Source organism: Paenibacillus dendritiformis (genome assembly GCF_021654795.1).
Classification (GTDB): Bacteria; Bacillota; Bacilli; order Paenibacillales; family Paenibacillaceae; genus Paenibacillus_B.
On record NZ_AP025344.1, the window covers coordinates 1384425 to 1404118 of the forward strand.

A 19694-nucleotide genomic window follows, 5' to 3' on the forward strand; every position below is an offset into this window, starting at 1 on the left:
CATCCGTTGGGTATGACCTTCACACGCGCAGTCCGGGATTTGTGGCCGCTAACATAGGTTGGCGGCCTTTTGAATTGCCGATATTACTCTTTATACAGAAATAAGGAGGAGAATCGCATTTGGGAGGAAAATGGAGGCTCGTTCTGCTTCTGACTCTCGTCGCGGCCATGCTTGGCGGCTGTGTCGGCGAGAAGCCCGTCCTGGAAGAGATGGGGAAGGACGGCAAGGGGAAAATCAAACTTGTCTTTGACGATGAAGAGAGCTTTTTTCGGCAATACGGGGATTCTTTCAACGTGAAATATCCGGATATCGAATTTGAAGTCGTAAATTTACAAGAATTGTACTGGGAGCTGCAGGGCAAAGAAAATGTCGATCATGAGGCAGAATGGGTGAAATTTCTGGACAAGCATAAGCCGGACGTGTTGATGATCGATTTGGAAAGGATGGAGAAGCTGGTCCAGGAAGGCAAACTGTATAATTTGGATGCCGTCATCGCCCAGGACAAATTCGATCTGGAAGGATATATGCCCGGCCTTATCGACCTGCTTCGGGAACAAGGCGGCGGTTCGTTGTACGGCCTTGCCCCCTTTTTTACCACCAATGTCATCTATTATAACGCCGGGCTGTTCCGAGAGCATCATATCGAACCGCCCCGCGATAAAATGAGCTGGCAGGAGGTGCTCGAGCTGTCGAACCGCTTCGCCGGCATCGGCTCGGGCCAGGATCAGATCTATGGATTCGATTCGAGCTTCGGAGAGCCTCAAGAGCTGCTGTTCGAGGTGGCGAACGTTTCGTCGCTGCGTTTATTCGACGCCGCAGGGGAGAAGCTCGTCTTCCAAACGGACGGGTGGAAGCAGATGGTGAGGCTGACAACGGACGCAATCCGGAACAAGGCGGTCTACGCCCTATCGTTGGATGAGGAGGATTCCGGCGAAGATTTTTCGTCGATCGACGAACCCTTCTTTCAAGGCAAGGCGGCCATGATTATGGGCAGCCCATGGTTCATAACCCAGCTGCGGAAGCGCGCCGTAAAGGATAAAGAGGCGAAGCCAATCGACTGGGGCATGGTGACCGCGCCTGTGGATCCGGCTTCTCCTGATGAGTCTTCCTACGCCAGTCTGTACACGGTGTATGCTATCGCGGCGGATTCCCCGAACAAGCGGGCGGCCTGGGAGTTCGTCAAATTCGTGAACGGGCCGGAAATGGCCAAGTCGATCTCCCGCACGGTGAGCGGAGAGTTGCCGACACGGAATCAGTTCATGAAGGAAATCGAAGGCAAAAGCACGGAGGTGTTCTATGCGCTGCGGCCGAAGGGGGAGAACGAATCGATGTGGGCCGGGCCGAATGCGGATATCCTGCATCCATTCTACTCGGAGTTCAGAAAGATCCTGAAAAAGGAACTGAAAGCCGTCATAGCCAACAAGAAGACGGTGGATGAAGCCGTCGCCGCGATCCAGGCCGAAGGCGAAGCCGTTCTACGGAAGATCAGGGAAGAGAAGAAAACGCGCCGTCTCACTACAGAGAACGGCAGTCAATAGGACAGACACTTGAAAGACCGCCGGCTTACCCAGCCGGCGGTCTTTTTTTCGGCATACAGGGATGCTTCGAGAGAGTGCGGGAACGAGGGGAGATTCTTAATAATCTTAACATTCACGTTGTGATTCGCTTAAGATTTCCTTTATCTGGTTGAATGGTCTGGGTGCGGCCGATATACTTGCTGTGGAATGAAAGGGAGGAGAACGAGTTGAGACAGAAATGGAAGGCAGCCATTCTGCTGCTAACGGTAATCTCTTTGCTGGGAGGCTGTTTTGCCGAGAAGCCGGTGCTCGAAGAGCTGGAACCGGGGCGCAAGGTGAAAATTAAAGTCATGTACCACAACGATGAAAGCTTTTATAGGGATTATGGCAATGGCTTCGATGCGATCTTTCATGACAAATATCCGAACCTTGAGTTCGAATTCATCAGCCTCATTGAAATGTACCCGGATATCGAGAAGAATGGGACGAGCTTTGAGGAAGAGTATCTCAAGCTGATTGAGAAGAACAAACCGGATATCCTGTTTTTCACCAAAACCGACCTGTTCGAGAAGATGGCGCAGGAAGGCAAGCTGTACAATCTGGACCCGATCATCGCACAGGAGAAATTCGATGTTGACAGTTACATGCCCGGACTTATCGATATGATGCGGGATTATGGGGACGGCTCGCTATACGGCTTGGCTCCGTCCTTTTATACGAACATCCTTTACTATAACGCCGAGCTGTTCCGGGAATATCAGATTGATCCGCCTCGCAATCAGATGAGCTGGAAAGAGGTGCTGGAGTTATCGCAACGCTTCGCCGGCTTGGGCTCCAAGGATAAGCCCATTTATGGGCTGACGGAGGATTTCGGCCGGGTGGAAGAGCTTCTGTTCGGGATAGCGGCGACCTCGTCGCTGCGCGCGCTCGACCCGAAGGGAGAGAAGCTGGCATTTAACACGGAGGGCTGGAAGGAAGCGATGGAGCTGGTGGCCGATGCGGTTCGCAGCAGAGCGGTATTTGCGTCTCAAGAAGACGTGAGATATTTGCAGACGGAGCCGTTTCTCAGGGGTGAAGTCGCGATGGTGCTCGGATCGGGCATGTTCCTGAATCAATTGTTGCAAGGTCCGAGACAGGATGATGGGAAGGAGATGGAGTGGAACATGGTCACGGTTCCCGTCGATCCGGCATCACCGGACGAATCGCCATTCGTGGAATTGAACGGCATCTATGCAATTGCGGCTGATTCCGCGAACAAGCGGGCGGCGTGGGAATTCATGAAGTACGTGAACGGCCCGGAAATGGCGAAGGCCCTGTCCCGCTCTCCGCATGCCGGCCTGCAGACCAGATCCGGCTTCACCAAAGAAATCGCGGGCAAAAGCACGGAAAGCTTCTACCTGCTGCGGCCGAAGGCCGGGGGCGATTCCATCTGGGGAGGCTCGAACGTGAACCGGCCGGATGAGTTCAGATTTGGCTTCCCGAGTCTGGTGGAGAAGCAATTGTACGAAATGATCGAGAACGGGAAGTCTGCCGAAGCGGCGGCGGCTGCCATCGAGATCGAGGGCAACGCGCTCCTCGATCAGGCGCGGGCGGCGCAGAAGGCGAAGAAGGCGACTCCCGGCACGAAGTAGCATACAGAAGCGCGGAGAGCCCGATTCCAATGGAAGTCGGCCATTGGATAAGGCTTCTCGTTGAACTCAGAGTCTGCGGCCGCCGACGCAAGTTGGCGGCCGTTGCTTGCATTGCGTCACGAAGAGCGTCATTCCGAAGGGGAGGGGCCGATATATTTGCTCTGGAATGAAAGAGAGGAGAAGGAATTGAGACGGAAATGGAAAGCTGCCATTCTGCTGCTGATTGTGATTACTTTGCTCGGGGGCTGCTTTGCCGAGAAGCCGGCGCTTGAAGAGCTGGGGGCGGATGGTGTAGGTAAAATTAAAGTTCTCTCTTATGATGAGGGCTACTTTTATAGGGAATATGGAAACACCTTCAATGCGAAGTATCCCAATATTGAATTCGAAGTCATTAGCACGATCTCCATCCAAAAGGATATGAAAGAAAACGGAACGACCTATGAGGAAGAGTATCTCAAATTGGTGGAGAAACATAAGCCGGATGTCATTATGGTCGGTTCAGCCAGCTTCGAGAAGCTGGCGCGGGAGGGCAAGCTGTACAATCTGGATCCGGTGATTGAGCAGGACAAGTTCGATCTTGACGGATATTTGCCCGGACTCATCGATATGCTTCGGGAGCCCGGTGGCGGCTCATTATACGGCTTGGCTCCGAACTTCAATACGTCGGTCGTCTACTATAACGCCGATCTGTTCCGGGAGCTTCATATTGAACCGCCGCGCAATCAGATGAGCTGGACAGAATTGCTCGAATTGTCGAGTCGCTTCGCTGGCCTCGGTTCCGGGGACGATCGGATTTATGGTCTCTCGGATGAATACGGCTTTGCCGACGACTTGCTTTTTACGTTCGCAAGGAGCTCATCGTTACGATTGCTGGACGCGAAGGGGGAGAAGATCAACTTCGATACGGAGAGATGGAGAGAGGCGTTGGAGGTGACAGCCAACGCGATTATCGGCCACACGGTCTATACGGCTCCTCTGAAGCCGATCGATTCAGGCACGATCCTTCATTCGCGGACCGAGCAGTTTTTCCAGGGCAAACTGGCGATGATGATCGGATCATCCTCGCTCATCGGCGATCTCCGCAACCGATCGAAGGATAAAAACGGAAAAGAAGTCAATTGGGACTTCGTTACCGGGCCTGTCGATCCGGCTGCCCCGGAGGAATCCGGTTTCGCGTACGTCTACGATATTTATGGGATTGCGGCCGATTCTCCGAACAAGCGGGCTGCCTGGGAGTTCGTGAAGTATATGAACGGTCCGGAAATGGCGAAGGCCAAGTCCCGTTCCTTCCGGGGAGACCTGCCGACAAGGGTGGACTACATGAAAGAGGTCGACGGCAAAAGCATGGAGCCTTTCTATATGCTGCGGCCGAAGGCATTGAGCGCGTACTTATGGCGGGGGCTCGACCGTGAATTCCTGTCCGGCTTCCGTATGAACTTCTCGCAACTGGTCCTCAAGGAATTGAAGGAGATGGTCGAGAACGGGAAGTCTGCGGAGGAAGCGGCGGCCGCCATCGAGAGCGAGGGCAACGCGCTCCTCAAGCAGGCGCGGGAAGCGGTCAAGGCGAAGAAGGAGAAGACCGGGAAGAAGTAGGCGCGATCAAGGACGGAGCCGAACGCTTCCAGGTTTCTTAATAGTTCTTAACATCCCCTATCGATTTGATTAAGATTCCCTTTATTTGGTTGAATGATGCGGGAACCGCCGATATACTTGCTTCTTGTAACGAAAAGGAGGAGAACGGAATGAAAAGGAAATGGAAGGTTTCCATACTGATGCTTGCTGTGATTTCTTTGCTGGGGGGCTGCTTCGGCGGGAAGCCCGCGCTTGAAGAGTTGGACTCCGAGGGCAAGGGGAAAATTAAAGTACTCTATTATGACGAGGGCAGCTTTTATAGCGATTACGGGAACAACTTCAATGTGAAGTATCCCAATATTGAGTTCGAGGTCATCAGCACGGGGACAATCTATCAGGATATGCAGGAAAACGGGACGAGCTATGAGGAGGAATATCTCAAATTTATCGAGAAGCACAAGCCGGATGTCATTATGACGAGTTCGGACAGCTTCGAGAAGCTGGTGCAGGAAGGGAAGCTGTACAATCTGGACACGGTAATCGAGCAGGAGAAATTCGATCTGGACGGATATATACCCGGACTCGTCGATATGCTTCGGGAACGCGGCGGCGGCTCGCTATACGGCTTGGCTCCGTACTTTCATGCCTCGGTCATCTACTATAATGCCGATATGTTCCGAGAACATCATATTGACCCGCCGCGCAATCAGATGAGCTGGAAAGAATTGCTCGAATTGTCGAGCCGCTTCGCGGGCCTCGGTTCCGGGGACGATCAGATTTATGGTTTGGCTGATGAGTTCGGCCAAGCCGACGCCATGCTTTTTAATGTGGCACTCAGTTCGTCGCTCCGGTTGTTCGACGCGAAGGGAGAGAAGATCACGTTCAACACGGACGGCTGGAAGGAAGCGATGGAACTGACAGCCAAGGCGATTCGCGACAAGGGGATCTATACAGCTTCACTGGAGCCGGAAAAAGAAAATACGATGTATTATTTGCAGACCGAGCAGTTCTTCAAAGGCAAAGTCGCGATGATACTGGGATCGAGCTGGCTCATGAGCAATCTTCGGAATCAGGCGGTGTATGCCGGCGACAGTGAAAAGATCAATTGGGGTTTTGTGACGGCGCCCGTCGATCCGGCTGCGCCGGAGGAGTCCGCCTTTACCATGTTGAGTTCCATCTATGCGATCGCGGCCGATTCCCCGAACAAGCGGGCGGCTTGGGAGTTCGTGAAGTTCGTGAACGGTCCGGAAATGGCGAAGGCCGCTTCCCGTTCCTTCCGGGGCGAACTGCCGACTAGGGCGGACGCGATGAAAGAAGTGGACGGCAAAAGCATGGAACCCTTCTATATGCTGCGGCCGAAGGCATCGAGCGGTTCCTTATGGGGGGGGACGAGCGTTAATATCCCGGACAGATTCCGCATGACCTTCTCGACCATTATCATTAAGGAATTGAAGGCGATGGTCGAGAACGGAAAGAGCGCGGAGGAGGCCGTGGCCGTGATCGAGACAGAGGGGAATGCAGCTCTTCAGGAGGCCCGGCAGGCGGCCAAAGCGAAGGAGCAGGCCGGGAAGAAATAAGCTGCCGCTTAGCAGAGGATGAGGGACAGAAGGAGAGAAGGCGAAATGACAACAAAGTGGAGGTCCGTCCTGCAGCTCCTAGCGGTGATTGCTATGCTGGGCGGGTGCATGCAAGACTTCCGTGCTGGAGGAGCTGGGGGAAGACGGCGCGGGGAAGCTGAAGGTCATGTCTTACAGCGAAGCGTTATTTTATGAGGAATACGGCAATCAGTTTCATATCAAGTATCCCAATATTCAGTTCGAAGTCGTGAGCATCCAGGAGATCTATAAGGATATGGATGAGCTGTCTCTCAGCTATCAGGAAGCCTTCATGAGGTTCGTCGAAAAAAACAAGCCGGATGTCATTATGTGTGATTACGGCCAATTCGAGCAGTTGATTCAGGAGGACAAGCTGTATAATCTGGATGCGATTATCGCCGAGGAGACATTCGATCTCGATGGGTACTTGCCCGGGGTCATCGATGTGCTTCGGGAGACCGGCGGCGGCTCGTTATACGGACTCGCCCCGACGCTGGATACCGCGGCGGTCTTCTATAACGCCGAGCTGTTCCGGGATCATCATATCGAGCCTCCGCGGAATAAGATGACCTGGCAAGAGCTGTTGGAATTGTCGGAGCGCTTCGCGGCGATCGATTCCGGAGAGGAGAGCTTGTATGGCTTGTCCGAGCAGTACGCCTCGCCCGCCATGTTGTTCTATGAGATCGCGGAGACATTGTCGCTTCGTCTCGTCGATGCGAAGGGGGAGAAGGTCATCTTCAATACGGATGGCTGGAAGGAAGTGCTGGAGATGGTGAGCGGGGCCATCCGGAGCCATGCGCTTCACGCTCCGACTCCGAAGCCGGATTCGGATACACCCGTTCCCATGCTCACGGATTCGCCGTTCTTTCGCGGCAAAGCCGCGATGGTCATCGGCAACTTCTTCTTCTTCACGGATCTGCGCAACCGGCCCCAATATGATAAGGACGCACAAAAAATCGATTGGGGCGTCGTGACCGTCCCCGTCGATCCGCAATTCCCGGACGTGTCGCCTCCTATTAGACCGGCCACGATCTTCGCGATTCCGGCGGATTCCCCGAACAAGCGGGCAGCCTGGGAATTCGTGAAGCATGTGAACGGCCCGGAAAAGGCGAAGGAGGAATCGCGGACGCTGGGCAGGGGACTTCCGGCAAGAAGCGAGTTCTTCACCGAAGTGGACGGAAAGAACATCGAGGCATTATATATGCTGAAGCCAAAAGGAAAATGGGGACTCTGGGGCGAATCGGAACGCGACATTCCGAGCTCATTCTTCCCTTCCATGTATGACCTGCTGGAGCGAGAAATTATGGCGGTCGCTGACGGCAAGAAAACGGTCGAAGAAGCGGCCGCTGCCATCGAACGCGAAGGCAATGAGGCGCTGAAGCAAGCGCGGAAGGCGGCGGAGATGAAGCGGGAGGCCGCGAGGCAGAAGAGCGGCGAAGACGCAGGCTCGGCGCCGCAAGAGGACCAGGAAGGGGCGGCCGAAGGCGTGTAAGGAGCCAGGCAGCGGGATATCGTGGCATCCCCGCGCTAAAGAGCGTGTCCCGAGCTGTAGCCCCGGACTAAAGAATCGTGCCCCGAGCCGAAGCTGCAGATGAAGCTTCTGTCAGCGGCCGGATGATGCCGTTCCATTCGCATCCCCTCTCCGTGTTCGGTATAATAGGCGGTGAGGTGACGATATATGGAATCTTTATTACATATTGAAAGGTTGACCGGCGGCTACAGTGTCGGCAGACCCGTTCTCCACGATATTAACTTCACGGTCGAAGCCGGCCAGATGATCGGATTGATCGGGCTGAACGGCGCCGGGAAGAGCACGACGATGAAGCATATTCTCGGGCTGCTTGAACCGCAGTCCGGCAAGGTAACGCTTCAGGGACGTACGCTGGCGGAAGCGCCGGAGCAGTACCGGGCGGCATTGGCGTACGTTCCCGAGACCCCGCTGCTGTATGACGCCTTGACCGTGCGTGAGCATCTGGTCTGGACGGCCACCGCTTATGGGGTGGACAAGGAACGATTCGAGCAGCGGGCGGCCGAGCTCGCGCAGTTGTTCCAGATGGAGCCGCATCTGGATAAGGCGGCTCAGCATCTATCCAAGGGCATGAAGCAGAAGACGATGCTGATGTGCGCATTTGCGGTTCGCCCTCCGCTCTATATCATTGACGAGCCGTTCCTTGGCCTTGATCCGCTCGGCATCCGTTCGCTGCTTCAATATATGAAGAGCGTCAAGGAAGAAGGGGCGGCGCTGCTCGTCAGCTCGCATATTTTGTCCACGATCGAGCATTATTGCGACGGCTTCGTCCTGCTGCATCAAGGAAGAGTGCTTGGCGCGGGCAGCCAGGAGGAGCTGCGGAAGCAGTGGAGCGGCCACTCCGGCCGGCCTGCCGAAGAGCGGCTGGAGGATCTCTTCTATACGTGGGTGACCGAAGCGCAGGAGGGCGGTGAGCGTCCATGGAACGGATAACCCCCCGGGAAGCGGACGGAACCGCTCCGTTCGACGCCGGCCGGTTATGGGAGGAGCGCCGGCAGCGGTTTTGGAGGCAGGTCATTCCTTATTTAGGGTATGTCGCACAGAGCGGCCTGGCCGTTGTGCTCGTCTTGGGATTTATAACCGGGACGGCATTTTACGCCAACTATCTGGAGCACATTCCGCCCGGCTTCCCGGTACGCGAGCTGGTGCTGCTTCTGGTCGCTCCGGCGACGGCTTACATGACCTACCGCACGTTCCTGGAGCCGCCGGATCTGGTCTTCCTGCTGCGGTTGGAAGGGCGGCTCGGCGGTTACATGAAGCGGAGCATCCGCTACAGTCTCATCCCGAGAATGCTGCTGCCGCTGATGGTATGGACCGTGCTGTGGCCGTTATACCATCGGGCGGACCCGGAAGCGAAGCATTTTGCGCTGATGCTGGCCGTCATCTTGCTGCTGAAGAGCGTCGTTGCCGTCGGAAGCTGGGGAGAACGGCAGATGAGCGATCCGTCCATCCGCAGAGCGAGCCGATGGCTTCGCTATGCTTGGGTCTGGGGATCCATGGCGAGCTGGCTGTGGCTCAGCGTTCCGGCGGCGGCGCTGATTACGGGAGCTGCGGGACTAGGCTATATCGGCTGGACGGTTACCCGGAGCAGGCTCCGTTTTCCATGGGAACGCCACATCGAGGCGGAGCGGGTTCATGCGAGCCGGGTCTTTCTGTTCCTCTCGAACTTCGTCGACATCGCCGTCACGGAAGAACGCCGGCATATGCGGCCTTGGCTGAAGCGGTTCGGCGACCGTCATGCTTATCGGCCCCAAGCGGCTGACCGTTATATGCTGGCGAAGACATTCGCCCGCAGCGAGCTGCTGGGCATTCTGATGCGGCTCGTCGTCATCGGCCTGCTCGCCTTATTGTGGGTCCGGGATTCCGTCTGGAGCGCCGCGGCCTACGGGCTGTTCCTGCTCGTGATCGGAGCCCAGCTTCATACCTTGTTCACGTATCACCGGCATGACGTCATGCGGAGCATTTATCCGCTGCCTGCTCACGCCCGGCACGAAGCCGCGCTGCGAATGAGCACCGCCATCCATCTAATCTGCGCCATCGTTCTGCTGATCCCGATCTGGCTGGGAGCTGCGGCTTGGAGCTTCAAGGGAGCCGCCGCGGCGGGCGGATTCGCGCTCGTGCTGTTGTTCCGGCTCAAGCGCGCCAAGCGGCGAGCGGACGATGAGGAAGCATAGAGACGAGAAGAAGGGTATCCAGCGCTCGAGGCCGCAGGATACCCTTCTTCGTGGATGACGGAAGCAGAACGCCGGTATCTACATCGCATCGGAGCGTCTGTCTGCCGAGGCAGACGCGACCTCCGGGACAGCGGCATCCGGCTGCAAAGAGCAGGGATCCATCGCGTGCAGCGTGCGGACGAAGCGCAGAGTTCCGGTCTTCGAACGCAGGACGAGCGAGTGCGTCTCCGCGTAATTGCCCGACGTGTTCCGCACTCCTTGCAGCACATCCCCCGGCGTGATCCCGGTCGCCGCGAAGATGACGTCGCCGCGCCCGCACAGATCCTCCGTATGCAGCAGCCGATCGGGCGGATGAACTCCCATCGCGAGGCACCGGTTCCATTCCTCTTCGTCGGCCGGCATAAGTCGAGCCTGCATTTCTCCGCCCATGCAGCGCAGAGCGGCTGCGGCCAGGACGCCTTCCGGGGCGCCGCCCGAGCCGACATAGAGATCGACGCCGGACTCCGTGAAGGCCGTGGCCAGCGCACCTGCCACATCGCCCGCCTCGAGCAGCTTCAGCCGGACGCCGGCGCGCCGCAGGGCGGCGATCTCGTCGGCATGACGCTCCCGATCGAGAATGGACACCGTCAACTCCGATACATCGCGCCCCAAGACGGTGGCTGCCTTCCGCACGGTCCATTCGAGCGGATCATCCAGATGGAGATGGCCTCTAAGCCGCGGGCCGCAGGCCAGCTTGCGCATATACATATCGGGCGCATGGAGCAATTGCCCCCGGTCGGCTACCGCGATGACGGACAACGCTCCGTTCAATCCTTTGGCTACCAATTCCGTTCCTTCGACGGGGTCTACCGCGACATCCGCTTCCGAGCCTTCCCCGGATCCGACCGATTCTCCGATGGCGAGCATCGGCGCCTCGTCCATTTCCCCTTCACCGATCACCACCGTACCTCGAATCGGAACCGAAGCGAACATGCTGCGCATCATGCGGGTCGCCGCGTCATCCGCCTCATCGGAACGCCCCCTGCCAATCCATTGCGCCGATGCCAGGGCCGCCGCTTCGGTCACGCGAACACATTCCAGACTTAATTGTCGATCCATACTTGTTCACCACTCCTGATTATGACGTATTAAATAATTAAATATTGTGTGTTATTAAATAATATGATATATAATATGGAAAAGCAATCCGTTATTTTGTCCAGTCAAACGAATTGTTGCAAGAATATGATGGATTATGCCGTCATATTTATAGGGTATCAGCCAGATGCTTCCGCGATCACCGTCATTAATGACACCATAATGCATCGCGTTAGGATACCCGCCACGATGACTGAGGAGAGGTGGATGTGTGATGGAACAAACCCAATGCAAGCCGTTATTGGGCGTTATTCTATGCAAACAATGCAACCGGTTTATCGCAGAACAGGATACGGAGCGGGTAACGGTCTATTACATGGACTGCAAATCACATGGCTGTCACGAGGATGCGGCGCAGGAAAGAGAGGTACAGCACCTTGAAGTCTAGTGCGCAGCCGGCATGGCATCAGGAAGCGGAATGGAGCGAGGGCGGGCAGGCAACGTATTTTCGTCTCATTCGCCGCACCGGTTCCGCGTGGGGACACCTATGGGATGAAGACAGATCAGGGCAGAGAGCGGCGTTCAGCCGAACGGTCACGCGCTGCTGGAAGCGTTCAGACATTCAAATGGCGCTCAGCCAGGAAGCCGCCGACATCTTGCTCACCGCGGGCGCGGAGCCGCTCTTGACGCCGGAACGAATCCGGCTGGTAAGGGAGGTGCTGCAGGCAGCCAACGCGCCTGAGCAAGACGCCGCGCTTAACAAGCTGGTTCCGTTCATGACGTCGGAATATGAGTCTTTCATCAAGACGGCTTCATCATCCCGCCCCGTGCACCTATATATCGTTCTGGCGGATGCCCGCTTGAAGGAAGCGCTGCCGAGCCTGACGGATATTGAGCAGCGGATGGAAGTGCTGCAGCGTCTGGCCGCCGAATCGGAAGGGCGCAGTCCTGATAAGCTGAATCAGCAGTGGTTCGTGCTGCGCCGTTGGAAGGAATGGCATCTCGCCGACGAGGACCGGAAGCCGGCGTTCATCTCGGACGCCGTGCCGGATTGGATAGACATGCAGGCCGAGGCGCTGTTCCGGGCGGTCGATCGCTGTTACCGGACCGGCAGCAAAGCTCATGTCACCGTCATGCTCCGGTCTCATCCGGACGCATGGGATAAGCATGTCCGCATGGCCCGGTCTGCCGCCGAGCAGATTATGGGAGAGACGGCCAAGCGAAGCGGTCCGTTAGTCGGCCTCTGGATTACGGGCGATGAAGCGGGGGGATATGAAGATGAGCGGATTGCGGAAGCCGATATCGTATGGAGATGTTCCTTCTCCCCTTATTGAGAATAGAGACGATCTTCCTGCCCTGCGGCGAAGATCGTCTCTTCTGTTGGGGATTGATGGAAGCCGCCGAATTGCAGTACAATGTAGGGACTGAAGATGCGCATGAACATGAATTTTGTCGAAGGAAAAGGGGGGATGCGCCATTCAACTCACGCCGCGCCAATCAGAGATCGTACAGCTCGTGCAACGATCCGCGCCGATTACCGGCGAGCAGATCGCAGAGCAGCTCGGGATCAGCAGGCCGACGATTCGATCCGATCTTTCCGTGCTTGTCATGCTGGGGTATTTGGATGCCAAGCCGAAGGTCGGTTATTTCCCGGGAAACATTACGGCAGGCGCTCCTAGCGAGCCATTGAACATTCGAGTACAGGACGTACAGAGCATGCCCATCATCGTCCGGGACACTTCCACTGTTCATGATGCCGTAGTCACGTTATTTTTGGAGAATGTAGGAAGCCTGATTGTAGCTGATGACGAGGGGATGCTGCTTGGCGTCGTCTCGAGAAAAGATCTGTTGAAGGTAACGCTCGGCAATGCGGTGGCGGGAACGATGCCGGTCAGCTTCGTCATGACGCGCACGCCGCTGATTACCGTGAAGCCCGAGGATTCGATTATCGAGGCCGCCAAAAAGCTGGACGAGCATGATATCGATACGCTGCCTGTCGTTGTACAGCGCGGAGATGCGTCCAACGACAAATGGGAAGTCGTTGGACGGATATCCAAGACGACGATCCTGAAAGTATTTCTTCGCCAGATGAAGGGCAGGTAAAGGAAGGAAGGGGAAGCGCAAGCATGGGAGAATCGAGCCAACAATCTCCATACATTGTGACGGTATGCTCCGATTCGCTGGGAGATACCGCTGAATCCGTCGTACGGGCGGCAGCACGACAATTCCATGGGCAGGAAATTATTATTCAACGGAAGAGCCATGTGAAGCAAGAGGATGAAATCAGAGCGTTGATGGAGCAGGTGAGCCGCGAAGGCGGCTTCGTCGCCTATACGCTGGTGCAGCCCGAGCTACGGGAAATGATGAAGGAAGAGGCGATTCGGCTCGGCGTGCGAGCGGTCGATATTATGGGACCGATGATGCAAGCATTCATCGATACGTTCAACGACTCTCCGAAGCGTCAGCCGGGGTTGCTCCATACGATGGATGATGATTATTTTCGCCGCATGGAGGCCATCGAATTCACGGTCAAATGCGATGACGGTAAGGATACGACGGCGATTGCCGAAGCGGATATCGTGCTGATCGGCCCTTCCCGCACCTCGAAGACTCCGTTGAGCGTCTTCTTGAGCCACAAGGGCTACAAAGTCGCCAATATACCGTTATCGCCGGAAGTGAAGCCTCCGCAGGAAATATACCGAATGCCCGGCGAGCGCATCTTCATGCTGACGATGCCGGCTGAGCGGCTGCTTCGCATCCGGGAAGAGCGGCTGAAGAATCTGGGCCTTCCGCATAGCTCTATGTATTGCTCCGCGGAGCGGATACAGGAGGAGCTGGATTATGCCGCCATGCTGGCCGACAAATGGAATTGCCATGTTTTCGATGTATCCGACAAAGCGATAGAAGAGACGGCGAACGCCATTATCCGGCTGCTTCCGTCTTCATAACGGAGGGGCTGTCTCATAAGCGGATTTTTCGCTGCTTTGAGACAGCCCCATCGTGCTTTTTACAGCTTAGCTTGCCGAACAACTGCGAAAATGGGGGGCCCTTCGCACGGTTACTCCGTTACCGGAAGCGGTTCTTCACTCCTCGTCCGCGACGACCGCTTCGGCGGCCAGGGCGTGTACAAGCGCCTGGGTCTCGCAGGCTTCCCGGCCATCGGTAAGGGGGCGGCCGCCGTGGGTGATGCAGCCGATAAAGTGGAGAACCGCATCCTCGAAGCCTCGAATCTTCGCCACGGAAGTCCAAGAACCGGCAGATTCGATGCGGCTGGCTCCGTTCTCCTCAACGGTCAGCTCGGACAGATTGCGTACCCGGTGAGTGGCCCCGGGTCCAATCCGTTCGACCAGCTCCACATCAATGCCAGCCTGGCGGTGCATGGCTGCAAAGATGGGCGGGCCTTTGCCGGAGGCTGGCGCGAATAGATGATGAACATCGAGCAAATGCCCTTGCGAGTTAATATGAACTCGTCCTGTCCAACGCAGCGCTTCACCGGATGCGCGGCTGAAATGGCGCACGAGATCGATGACGTGGATATAATCGTCCAGCAGCGTGTCCAGGTAAGGAACAGGCTTCACCTTGCCGGCCCGGTGCTTCTCGATCCGGATCCAGGAGGCATGTTCCGCCTCTGATGCCAGCACTTCATAGCGCGGGGCGAACCTGCGGTTGAAGCCGACCATCAGCGTGCGGCCCAGCCTCTCGCTCAGCTCCGCCAATGCCTCCGCCTGCCCGAGCGTGGCGGCAAGCGGTTTGTCGACATAGACATCGATGCCGCGCCGGAGCAGTTCGGCTACAATCTCGTAATGGGAAGCCGTCGAGCTGTGAACGAACATGGCGTCGCACTCTTCGGCGAGGCGTCCGATGCTCGAATACGGCGCAATCCGATGCTGGGCGCATACGGCCAGCCGCTTCGCTTCGTTCGGCGTATACGCGCCGGCGAGGGTCCATTTCTCGGCGCGGCTGAGCACCGGCAAATAGGCCTTCTGCGCAATGCTTCCCAAACCGACGATGCCAATCCGGGGTACTCTCATCTTGATGCTCCTCCTTGCATGCCGAAGCCGGCAGCATATCGGCTGCCGGCTTCTTCTGTATCTGCGCAAGCCGCGCAGTCTCTATTGGCTAATATCAAGCACGCCTTGATAAATCGTGTCGAACAGCTTCTCGAGATCCGCTTCCTCGATGCAAGAGAAGGCAACCCGCAGGTCGGTGTCGCCAAGCGCGATCGTTCCGACGCCATAGGCGTCGAGCAGATGGGTGCGAAGCTTCTCCGCAGGCACGGTGTTCAGCTTGAGGCACATGAAATAACCGGAATTGAACGGATAGTAGCTCCATACATCCCCGTATTTCCCGCTGTCGAGCAGCGCTTTGACCTTGTTCGCCCGCGCCTTCATAATGCGGTACTTCTCCTGCTTCTGCGCTTCGAATTCCGGCGATTGCAGGGCGCGCAGGACGAAGGTCTGGGAAGGGTGGGGACCGCTGGAAATGGTAGCCCGAATGATGCCCATCGTCTTCTGCTCCAACGCCGCCAGCAGCGCATCCGACTCTGCCGCATAGGTAATGAAGCCGACACGGAAGCCCCATACATATTCTTCCTTGGTCGCTCCATCCACCTTGACCGGCAGCACGTTCGGATGCAGGGAGGCGAGGGACGAGAAGAGAGACTCATGCATCGAATCTTCGAAGAACAAGCCGAAATAAGCGTCATCCGTTACGACAACGAGGCGCATGCCTGCTTCCGCGGCCTCAAGAATGGCCTTGACGATCGCTTGGCCCTCTTCCCGGCCCGGCGTATACCCGGTCGGATTGTTCGGGAAGTTCAGCACGACGATAGCTTTGCCCTTGTCGCGATGGGCGAACAGCGCATCGCGCAGCCCGGCGCTATTGAACTTCCAGTTGTCGTCGTACAGCGGATAGTAGACCATCTCGGCGCCGCGGCGGATGTTGAAGGTCAGCTCATAGTTCTCCCAATTTTTATCCGGCATAATGACGACGTCGCCTTCCTCGGCGAACAAATCGGCGACAATGCTTAATCCGTGCGTCAGCGCATTGGTCGCGATCGGCATGCTGATGTGCTTGTCGGCAAGAGAGGGATTCTCCTTGATCATCTTCTCCTTCCACAGCTTGCGAAGCTCCGGCTTGCCGGCCGGGGGCGCATACGGATAGATATCCTTCGGGTTGTAGGCCGACAGCGTCTCCTGGATGACGTCCAGGTGCATCGGAATACCGCCTTCCGTCGCGATGCCAATCGTCGCGTTGAATTGCTTCGCCTTGCTCCCCGCTTCTGCGGACTGGCTTAAAATGCCCTCCTTCGGGAAATAGATCTGGCGGCCGAGGCGCGAAAGCATGGCGTGAATGTTCGGGTTGTCTCTTTGAATCGTGTCATTCAATTGCTGAGCCAGTGGGTTCATTTCGTCCATCCTTCCAACATCATTCTAAATTGATTTTTCCTATTATATCATCAAATTTCCGCTTTCGTCACGGGTCAGGACGAAGATATCCCGTTCGGGACGAAAGATCCGCGGCCCGCATGATTGTGCAGTCGAAGCGATTTGTAGTAGAATAGTGCAAATGATAAGAGGCGTTGAATAAGGTGCCGCATATTCACTACGATAGAGAGTTCCCGAATGGAATCCGGGAAGGAGGGAGGAACCATCCGTGTTGAACGCCGAACCGAACCGGTACGTCATCAAGCCGGCTTGCGCGAAGATTACATGCGAGCCGAACTGGAAATGGCATAAGCGCGAGAAGGCGATGCCGAATTATGACCTCTTTTATGTATGGAACGGAGAAGGAGAACTGCAGTTGAATGATGTCTCGTATCATCTCACCAAAGGCAGCTGTTTCCTCTTCCGGCCGGGCGATCATACGGTCGCTTCCCACAATGCGCAGAAGCCGCTGACCCTGACGTACATCCATTTTGACGTGGAAGGTCCCGTGGACGAAATCCCTCAGCCGTACCGCGTTCTGGCGGAGACCGTCGATTTTGAGCATCTCCTCGCCCGTTACGTGCGCTTGTTCCTGTCCCGCTCCTACGGGGCGGAGGAAGAGGCGAAGCTGGTTCTCAAGCAGCTGATGATTCACCTGTTGCGCATCGATCGCGAAGGAACCGGAGAGCGGAAGACAAGCTATCATCTGTCCGAGGCGATTCATGAGATTGCCAACTATATCCGGCAAAATCCGGGAGCCAATCACCGTATTCAGGATTTGGCGCAGCGCGCCCAATTGTCGCCGCGTTACTTCTCGGTCAAATTCAAAGAACTGATCGGTACCTCCGTGCAAACGTATATTATCCGTTCCCGCATTGAACGGGCAGAGCATCTGCTGCACCATGCAGGGATGAATGTCACGGAAGTGGCGGATGCGCTCGGATACCGGGATATCTTTTTTTTCAGCAGACAGTTCAAGCAGTACACAGGTCGAAGCCCTTCCGAAATACGATGACGAAACGAAAAAGGCCGCTTATCGCGAACGTTCCTGCGTTCGCCGATAAGCGGCCTTCCTTGTGGTTGCGGACATCTTACGCTTCTCCTGTCCGCGGGCGGGTCCTTGCGTCCTGAAGCTGCCCCAAGCCTTCTCCCATCTTCACGGCGGATCCGACGGCCAAGCCGCTTCGCGGCTCGAATGTGCCGTTTTCCATCAAGAGAACAACGGTGGAGCCGAAAGCGAAGTAGGCGAGTTCCTGCCCCCGCTCGTAAGCGGGAAGCGGCGCCCCGTCCGTATAGTGGATGCTGCTTACGTTCAGCGCGCCGACCTTCACGACCGATACTTCGCCATGCGCATGGCGAAGATACGTAATGAGCCGCTCATTGCGGCTCAGCACGCGGGGCATGTGGCGCAGCCCGAAGTCATTCACCGGATATACCCGGCCCGGGACGTGCTCGCTCTCTACCAGCTTGCCGGTGACCGGCGAATGAATGCGGTGGTAGTCCGTCGGGCTGAGATAGAGCACGAAGTAGTAGCCTTGCATATATTTCTGCTGGTAGGGCGAACGGTGAAGCAGCTCGTCCAACGTATAATCCTGGCCCTTGACATTGAGGATCGTACCTTGCCGTATCGGTCCCATCCCGGTAATCACCGCGTCCACCGGGCTAAGCAAAGTATCCTCGCCGGCAGCAAGCGGCCGCATCCCCGGCTTCAGGCGGCGGGTGAAGAATTCGTTCAGCGTGCGGTATTCAGACATCGGCTTCTCCGCCTCGTCTACTTGTATGTTATAGGCCTTGGCAAAGGAAGGAATCCATCGGCGGCTCCATCCCGAGCTTGCCGCGCGCCCGGCTGTACGCGATACCCATTTGCGCGAGGACAATTCGGTCAGCAGGCGCATCCATCGTTTCTTCATGATTGTTCATCACCTAGTGGCAGGTGCCCATTCTCCATGGAGCGGGACAGGCGCCCTGTATATTTGTATTCCGCAGAACAGAGCGCAAACCGCTCTTCTTTGGACTATCTTGACACAGAACGCCTGTTTTTTCAATATGATAATCCATACGATGCCGCTTGGCTAGCTATCCAGGAAAGAAGCTCCGTAAGCGATGGGATTGCAGTAAGTGGCCTCCCAGATGTCGTGCAGTCCCGCCTCGCGGAAGCTGTAGCGCTGATCGCGTCCGTTGCATTCAATGAATAACGGCTTGCCGTCGGACGTCAACCCGACATCGAGTCCGACATCCGCCAGGTGGCTCAGGCTGCGGGAAAGGCGGTTCACGATATGCAGAGAGAAGACGCTGACGCGTTCCACCACCTCCGCGACGGAGCAATGCGGCAAAGCAGCCGCAACAAGCTCATCGAGCCGATGCACCGTCCCTCCCTGCGCCACGTTGGTAACGAAGGTATGCCGGGGCGCAACCCGGCCGACGATTCCGGTGATTTGCCACTCTCTGCTTCCGTCGCGTTGAACAGAGACACGCAAATCAAAGGGACGATCGTGGTACTGGGCGAGCGGAAGCAGCTCTTGCACAAGATAGGGAGTCCGCTGCAGCTGCGCCATCACGAACCGCGGAAGCCTTCCGCCCGGGAGGTTCGCCTTCCGCCACTTTCTCGATCCGCCGGCCGTTCGTCTGGAATAGACGATAGTCCAGCCGGTCCTGCCGCGCTCCAGCTTCATAATGCCGCGTCCGACACTGTTGTTGTCCGGCTTCAGCACGACAGCGCCGCATTTATCCATCATTGCCGCGATGGTGCCCGGACGGGCAGGGGACGTAATCGGCAAATGAGACACGAGTGCCGGATCCTGCTGGAGCAGCACGTGGAGCTTCCATTTTCCATATCGATTCACCTGATTGTAAATAACCGTACCGCGGTTCACTAGCGACCGGACTCGTGCATGCGCCCCGGCACGGAAATAGATAGCCCGGTTATGAATGACGGACGGGACGGGGATGCGCCGTCTCGCGTAACCCGTACTTTCTCTTATATATGCAACGGCCTCCATCTTCCTCACGTTCACATCTTCCACGCGCATGAAGCAGGGAATGACGCCATGGCGCCTCCCGGCTTCCTCGTAGAAGGCAATGGCTTCATGCCCTGTCTTGTTCCGCAGCATTCCCCGCAGCATGTTCGAATTGAACAGGATGCCGATGCGGTTATCTGCCATGGAAGCACCTCCT

General features: G+C 56.6%; 17 protein-coding genes. 12 read left to right on the forward strand and 5 right to left on the reverse strand.

Translation table 11 applies throughout. The features are described from left to right. Positions 1-119: 119 nt before the first annotated feature. The 7 genes from L6439_RS06075 to L6439_RS06105 all read left to right on the forward strand — a co-directional run bounded on the left by L6439_RS06075 (position 120) and on the right by L6439_RS06105 (position 10017). On the forward strand, positions 120-1538 hold the full coding sequence (locus L6439_RS06075; RefSeq protein ID WP_213468853.1) for an ABC transporter substrate-binding protein: 1419 nt from the start codon (positions 120-122) through the stop codon (positions 1536-1538). Positions 1539-1744: 206 nt separating this feature from the next. Next, positions 1745-3148, forward strand: a complete 1404-nt coding sequence (locus tag L6439_RS06080; RefSeq protein ID WP_168179495.1) for an ABC transporter substrate-binding protein — start codon at positions 1745-1747, stop codon at positions 3146-3148. A 186-nt stretch (positions 3149-3334) separates the two neighbouring features. Next, a complete protein-coding gene (locus L6439_RS06085; RefSeq protein WP_213468854.1) occupies positions 3335-4741 on the forward strand; it encodes an ABC transporter substrate-binding protein in 1407 nt (468 codons plus the stop codon). Between the two features lie 149 nt (positions 4742-4890). Beyond that, positions 4891-6297, forward strand: coding sequence for an ABC transporter substrate-binding protein (locus tag L6439_RS06090; protein WP_168179493.1), 1407 nt, complete (start codon positions 4891-4893; stop codon positions 6295-6297). 121 nt (positions 6298-6418) lie between these two features. After that, on the forward strand, positions 6419-7807 hold the full coding sequence (locus L6439_RS06095) for an ABC transporter substrate-binding protein (RefSeq protein WP_237096763.1): 1389 nt from the start codon (positions 6419-6421) through the stop codon (positions 7805-7807). 186 nt (positions 7808-7993) lie between these two features. Beyond that, positions 7994-8776 carry an ABC transporter ATP-binding protein gene (locus L6439_RS06100; protein ID WP_168179492.1) on the forward strand — a complete coding sequence of 261 codons (783 nt, stop codon included), beginning with the start codon at positions 7994-7996 and terminating at the stop codon, positions 8774-8776. Beyond that, positions 8764-10017, forward strand: coding sequence for an ABC transporter permease (locus L6439_RS06105; protein ID WP_168179491.1), 1254 nt, complete (start codon positions 8764-8766; stop codon positions 10015-10017). Before L6439_RS06100 ends, L6439_RS06105 begins: the two co-directional genes overlap by 13 nt. Positions 10018-10095: 78 nt before the next feature. On the opposite strand, the gene glpX is transcribed toward L6439_RS06105, so the two are convergent. Continuing rightward, a complete protein-coding gene (gene glpX, locus L6439_RS06110; RefSeq protein ID WP_168179490.1) occupies positions 10096-11115 on the reverse strand; it encodes a class II fructose-bisphosphatase in 1020 nt (339 codons plus the stop codon). A 253-nt stretch (positions 11116-11368) separates the two neighbouring features. Here glpX and L6439_RS06115 point away from each other — a divergent pair, with 253 nt between their 5' ends. The 4 genes from L6439_RS06115 to L6439_RS06130 all read left to right on the forward strand — a co-directional run bounded on the left by L6439_RS06115 (position 11369) and on the right by L6439_RS06130 (position 14042). Next, a complete protein-coding gene (locus L6439_RS06115; RefSeq protein ID WP_168179489.1) occupies positions 11369-11542 on the forward strand; it encodes a GapA-binding peptide SR1P in 174 nt (57 codons plus the stop codon). Then, positions 11532-12428, forward strand: coding sequence for a phosphoenolpyruvate protein kinase (locus tag L6439_RS06120; protein ID WP_168179488.1), 897 nt, complete (start codon positions 11532-11534; stop codon positions 12426-12428). The genes L6439_RS06115 and L6439_RS06120 overlap by 11 nt, the downstream gene beginning before the upstream one ends. Positions 12429-12543: 115 nt before the next feature. After that, positions 12544-13197 carry a helix-turn-helix transcriptional regulator gene (locus L6439_RS06125; protein WP_168179487.1) on the forward strand — a complete coding sequence of 218 codons (654 nt, stop codon included), beginning with the start codon at positions 12544-12546 and terminating at the stop codon, positions 13195-13197. Positions 13198-13220: 23 nt separating this feature from the next. Further along, a complete protein-coding gene (locus L6439_RS06130) occupies positions 13221-14042 on the forward strand; it encodes a pyruvate, water dikinase regulatory protein (protein ID WP_168179486.1) in 822 nt (273 codons plus the stop codon). A 135-nt stretch (positions 14043-14177) separates the two neighbouring features. Here L6439_RS06130 and L6439_RS06135 read toward each other — a convergent pair whose 3' ends face one another. Next, a complete protein-coding gene (locus L6439_RS06135; RefSeq protein ID WP_213468855.1) occupies positions 14178-15125 on the reverse strand; it encodes a Gfo/Idh/MocA family protein in 948 nt (315 codons plus the stop codon). Positions 15126-15206: 81 nt separating this feature from the next. After that, a complete protein-coding gene (locus tag L6439_RS06140; RefSeq protein WP_168179484.1) occupies positions 15207-16502 on the reverse strand; it encodes an aminotransferase class I/II-fold pyridoxal phosphate-dependent enzyme in 1296 nt (431 codons plus the stop codon). Positions 16503-16749: 247 nt separating this feature from the next. On the opposite strand from L6439_RS06140, the gene L6439_RS06145 reads away from it, so the two are divergent. Further along, positions 16750-17535, forward strand: a complete 786-nt coding sequence (locus tag L6439_RS06145; protein WP_168179483.1) for a helix-turn-helix domain-containing protein — start codon at positions 16750-16752, stop codon at positions 17533-17535. Between the two features lie 76 nt (positions 17536-17611). On the opposite strand, the gene asd is transcribed toward L6439_RS06145, so the two are convergent. Both asd and L6439_RS06155 read right to left on the reverse strand, forming a co-directional pair. Then, the gene (asd, locus tag L6439_RS06150) at positions 17612-18430 is read right to left on the reverse strand and encodes an archaetidylserine decarboxylase (protein ID WP_168179482.1); all 819 of its coding nucleotides are present in this window, start codon (positions 18428-18430) and stop codon (positions 17612-17614) included. Between the two features lie 162 nt (positions 18431-18592). Continuing rightward, positions 18593-19681, reverse strand: a complete 1089-nt coding sequence (locus L6439_RS06155; RefSeq protein ID WP_213468856.1) for a YheC/YheD family endospore coat-associated protein — start codon at positions 19679-19681, stop codon at positions 18593-18595. Between the last annotated feature and the right edge of the window lie 13 nt (positions 19682-19694).

Coding starts and splice junctions, on each gene's coding strand:
- L6439_RS06090 (WP_168179493.1), top strand. CDS start 4,891: ATGAAAAGGAAATGGAAGGTTTCCATACTGATGCTTGCTGTGATTTCT.
- L6439_RS06100 (WP_168179492.1), top strand. CDS start 7,994: ATGGAATCTTTATTACATATTGAAAGGTTGACCGGCGGCTACAGTGTC.
- L6439_RS06105 (WP_168179491.1), top strand. CDS start 8,764: ATGGAACGGATAACCCCCCGGGAAGCGGACGGAACCGCTCCGTTCGAC.
- glpX (WP_168179490.1), bottom strand. CDS start 11,115: ATGGATCGACAATTAAGTCTGGAATGTGTTCGCGTGACCGAAGCGGCG.
- L6439_RS06115 (WP_168179489.1), top strand. CDS start 11,369: ATGGAACAAACCCAATGCAAGCCGTTATTGGGCGTTATTCTATGCAAA.
- L6439_RS06130 (WP_168179486.1), top strand. CDS start 13,221: ATGGGAGAATCGAGCCAACAATCTCCATACATTGTGACGGTATGCTCC.
- L6439_RS06135 (WP_213468855.1), bottom strand. CDS start 15,125: ATGAGAGTACCCCGGATTGGCATCGTCGGTTTGGGAAGCATTGCGCAG.
- L6439_RS06140 (WP_168179484.1), bottom strand. CDS start 16,502: ATGAACCCACTGGCTCAGCAATTGAATGACACGATTCAAAGAGACAAC.
- asd (WP_168179482.1), bottom strand. CDS start 18,430: ATGAAGAAACGATGGATGCGCCTGCTGACCGAATTGTCCTCGCGCAAA.
- L6439_RS06155 (WP_213468856.1), bottom strand. CDS start 19,681: ATGGCAGATAACCGCATCGGCATCCTGTTCAATTCGAACATGCTGCGG.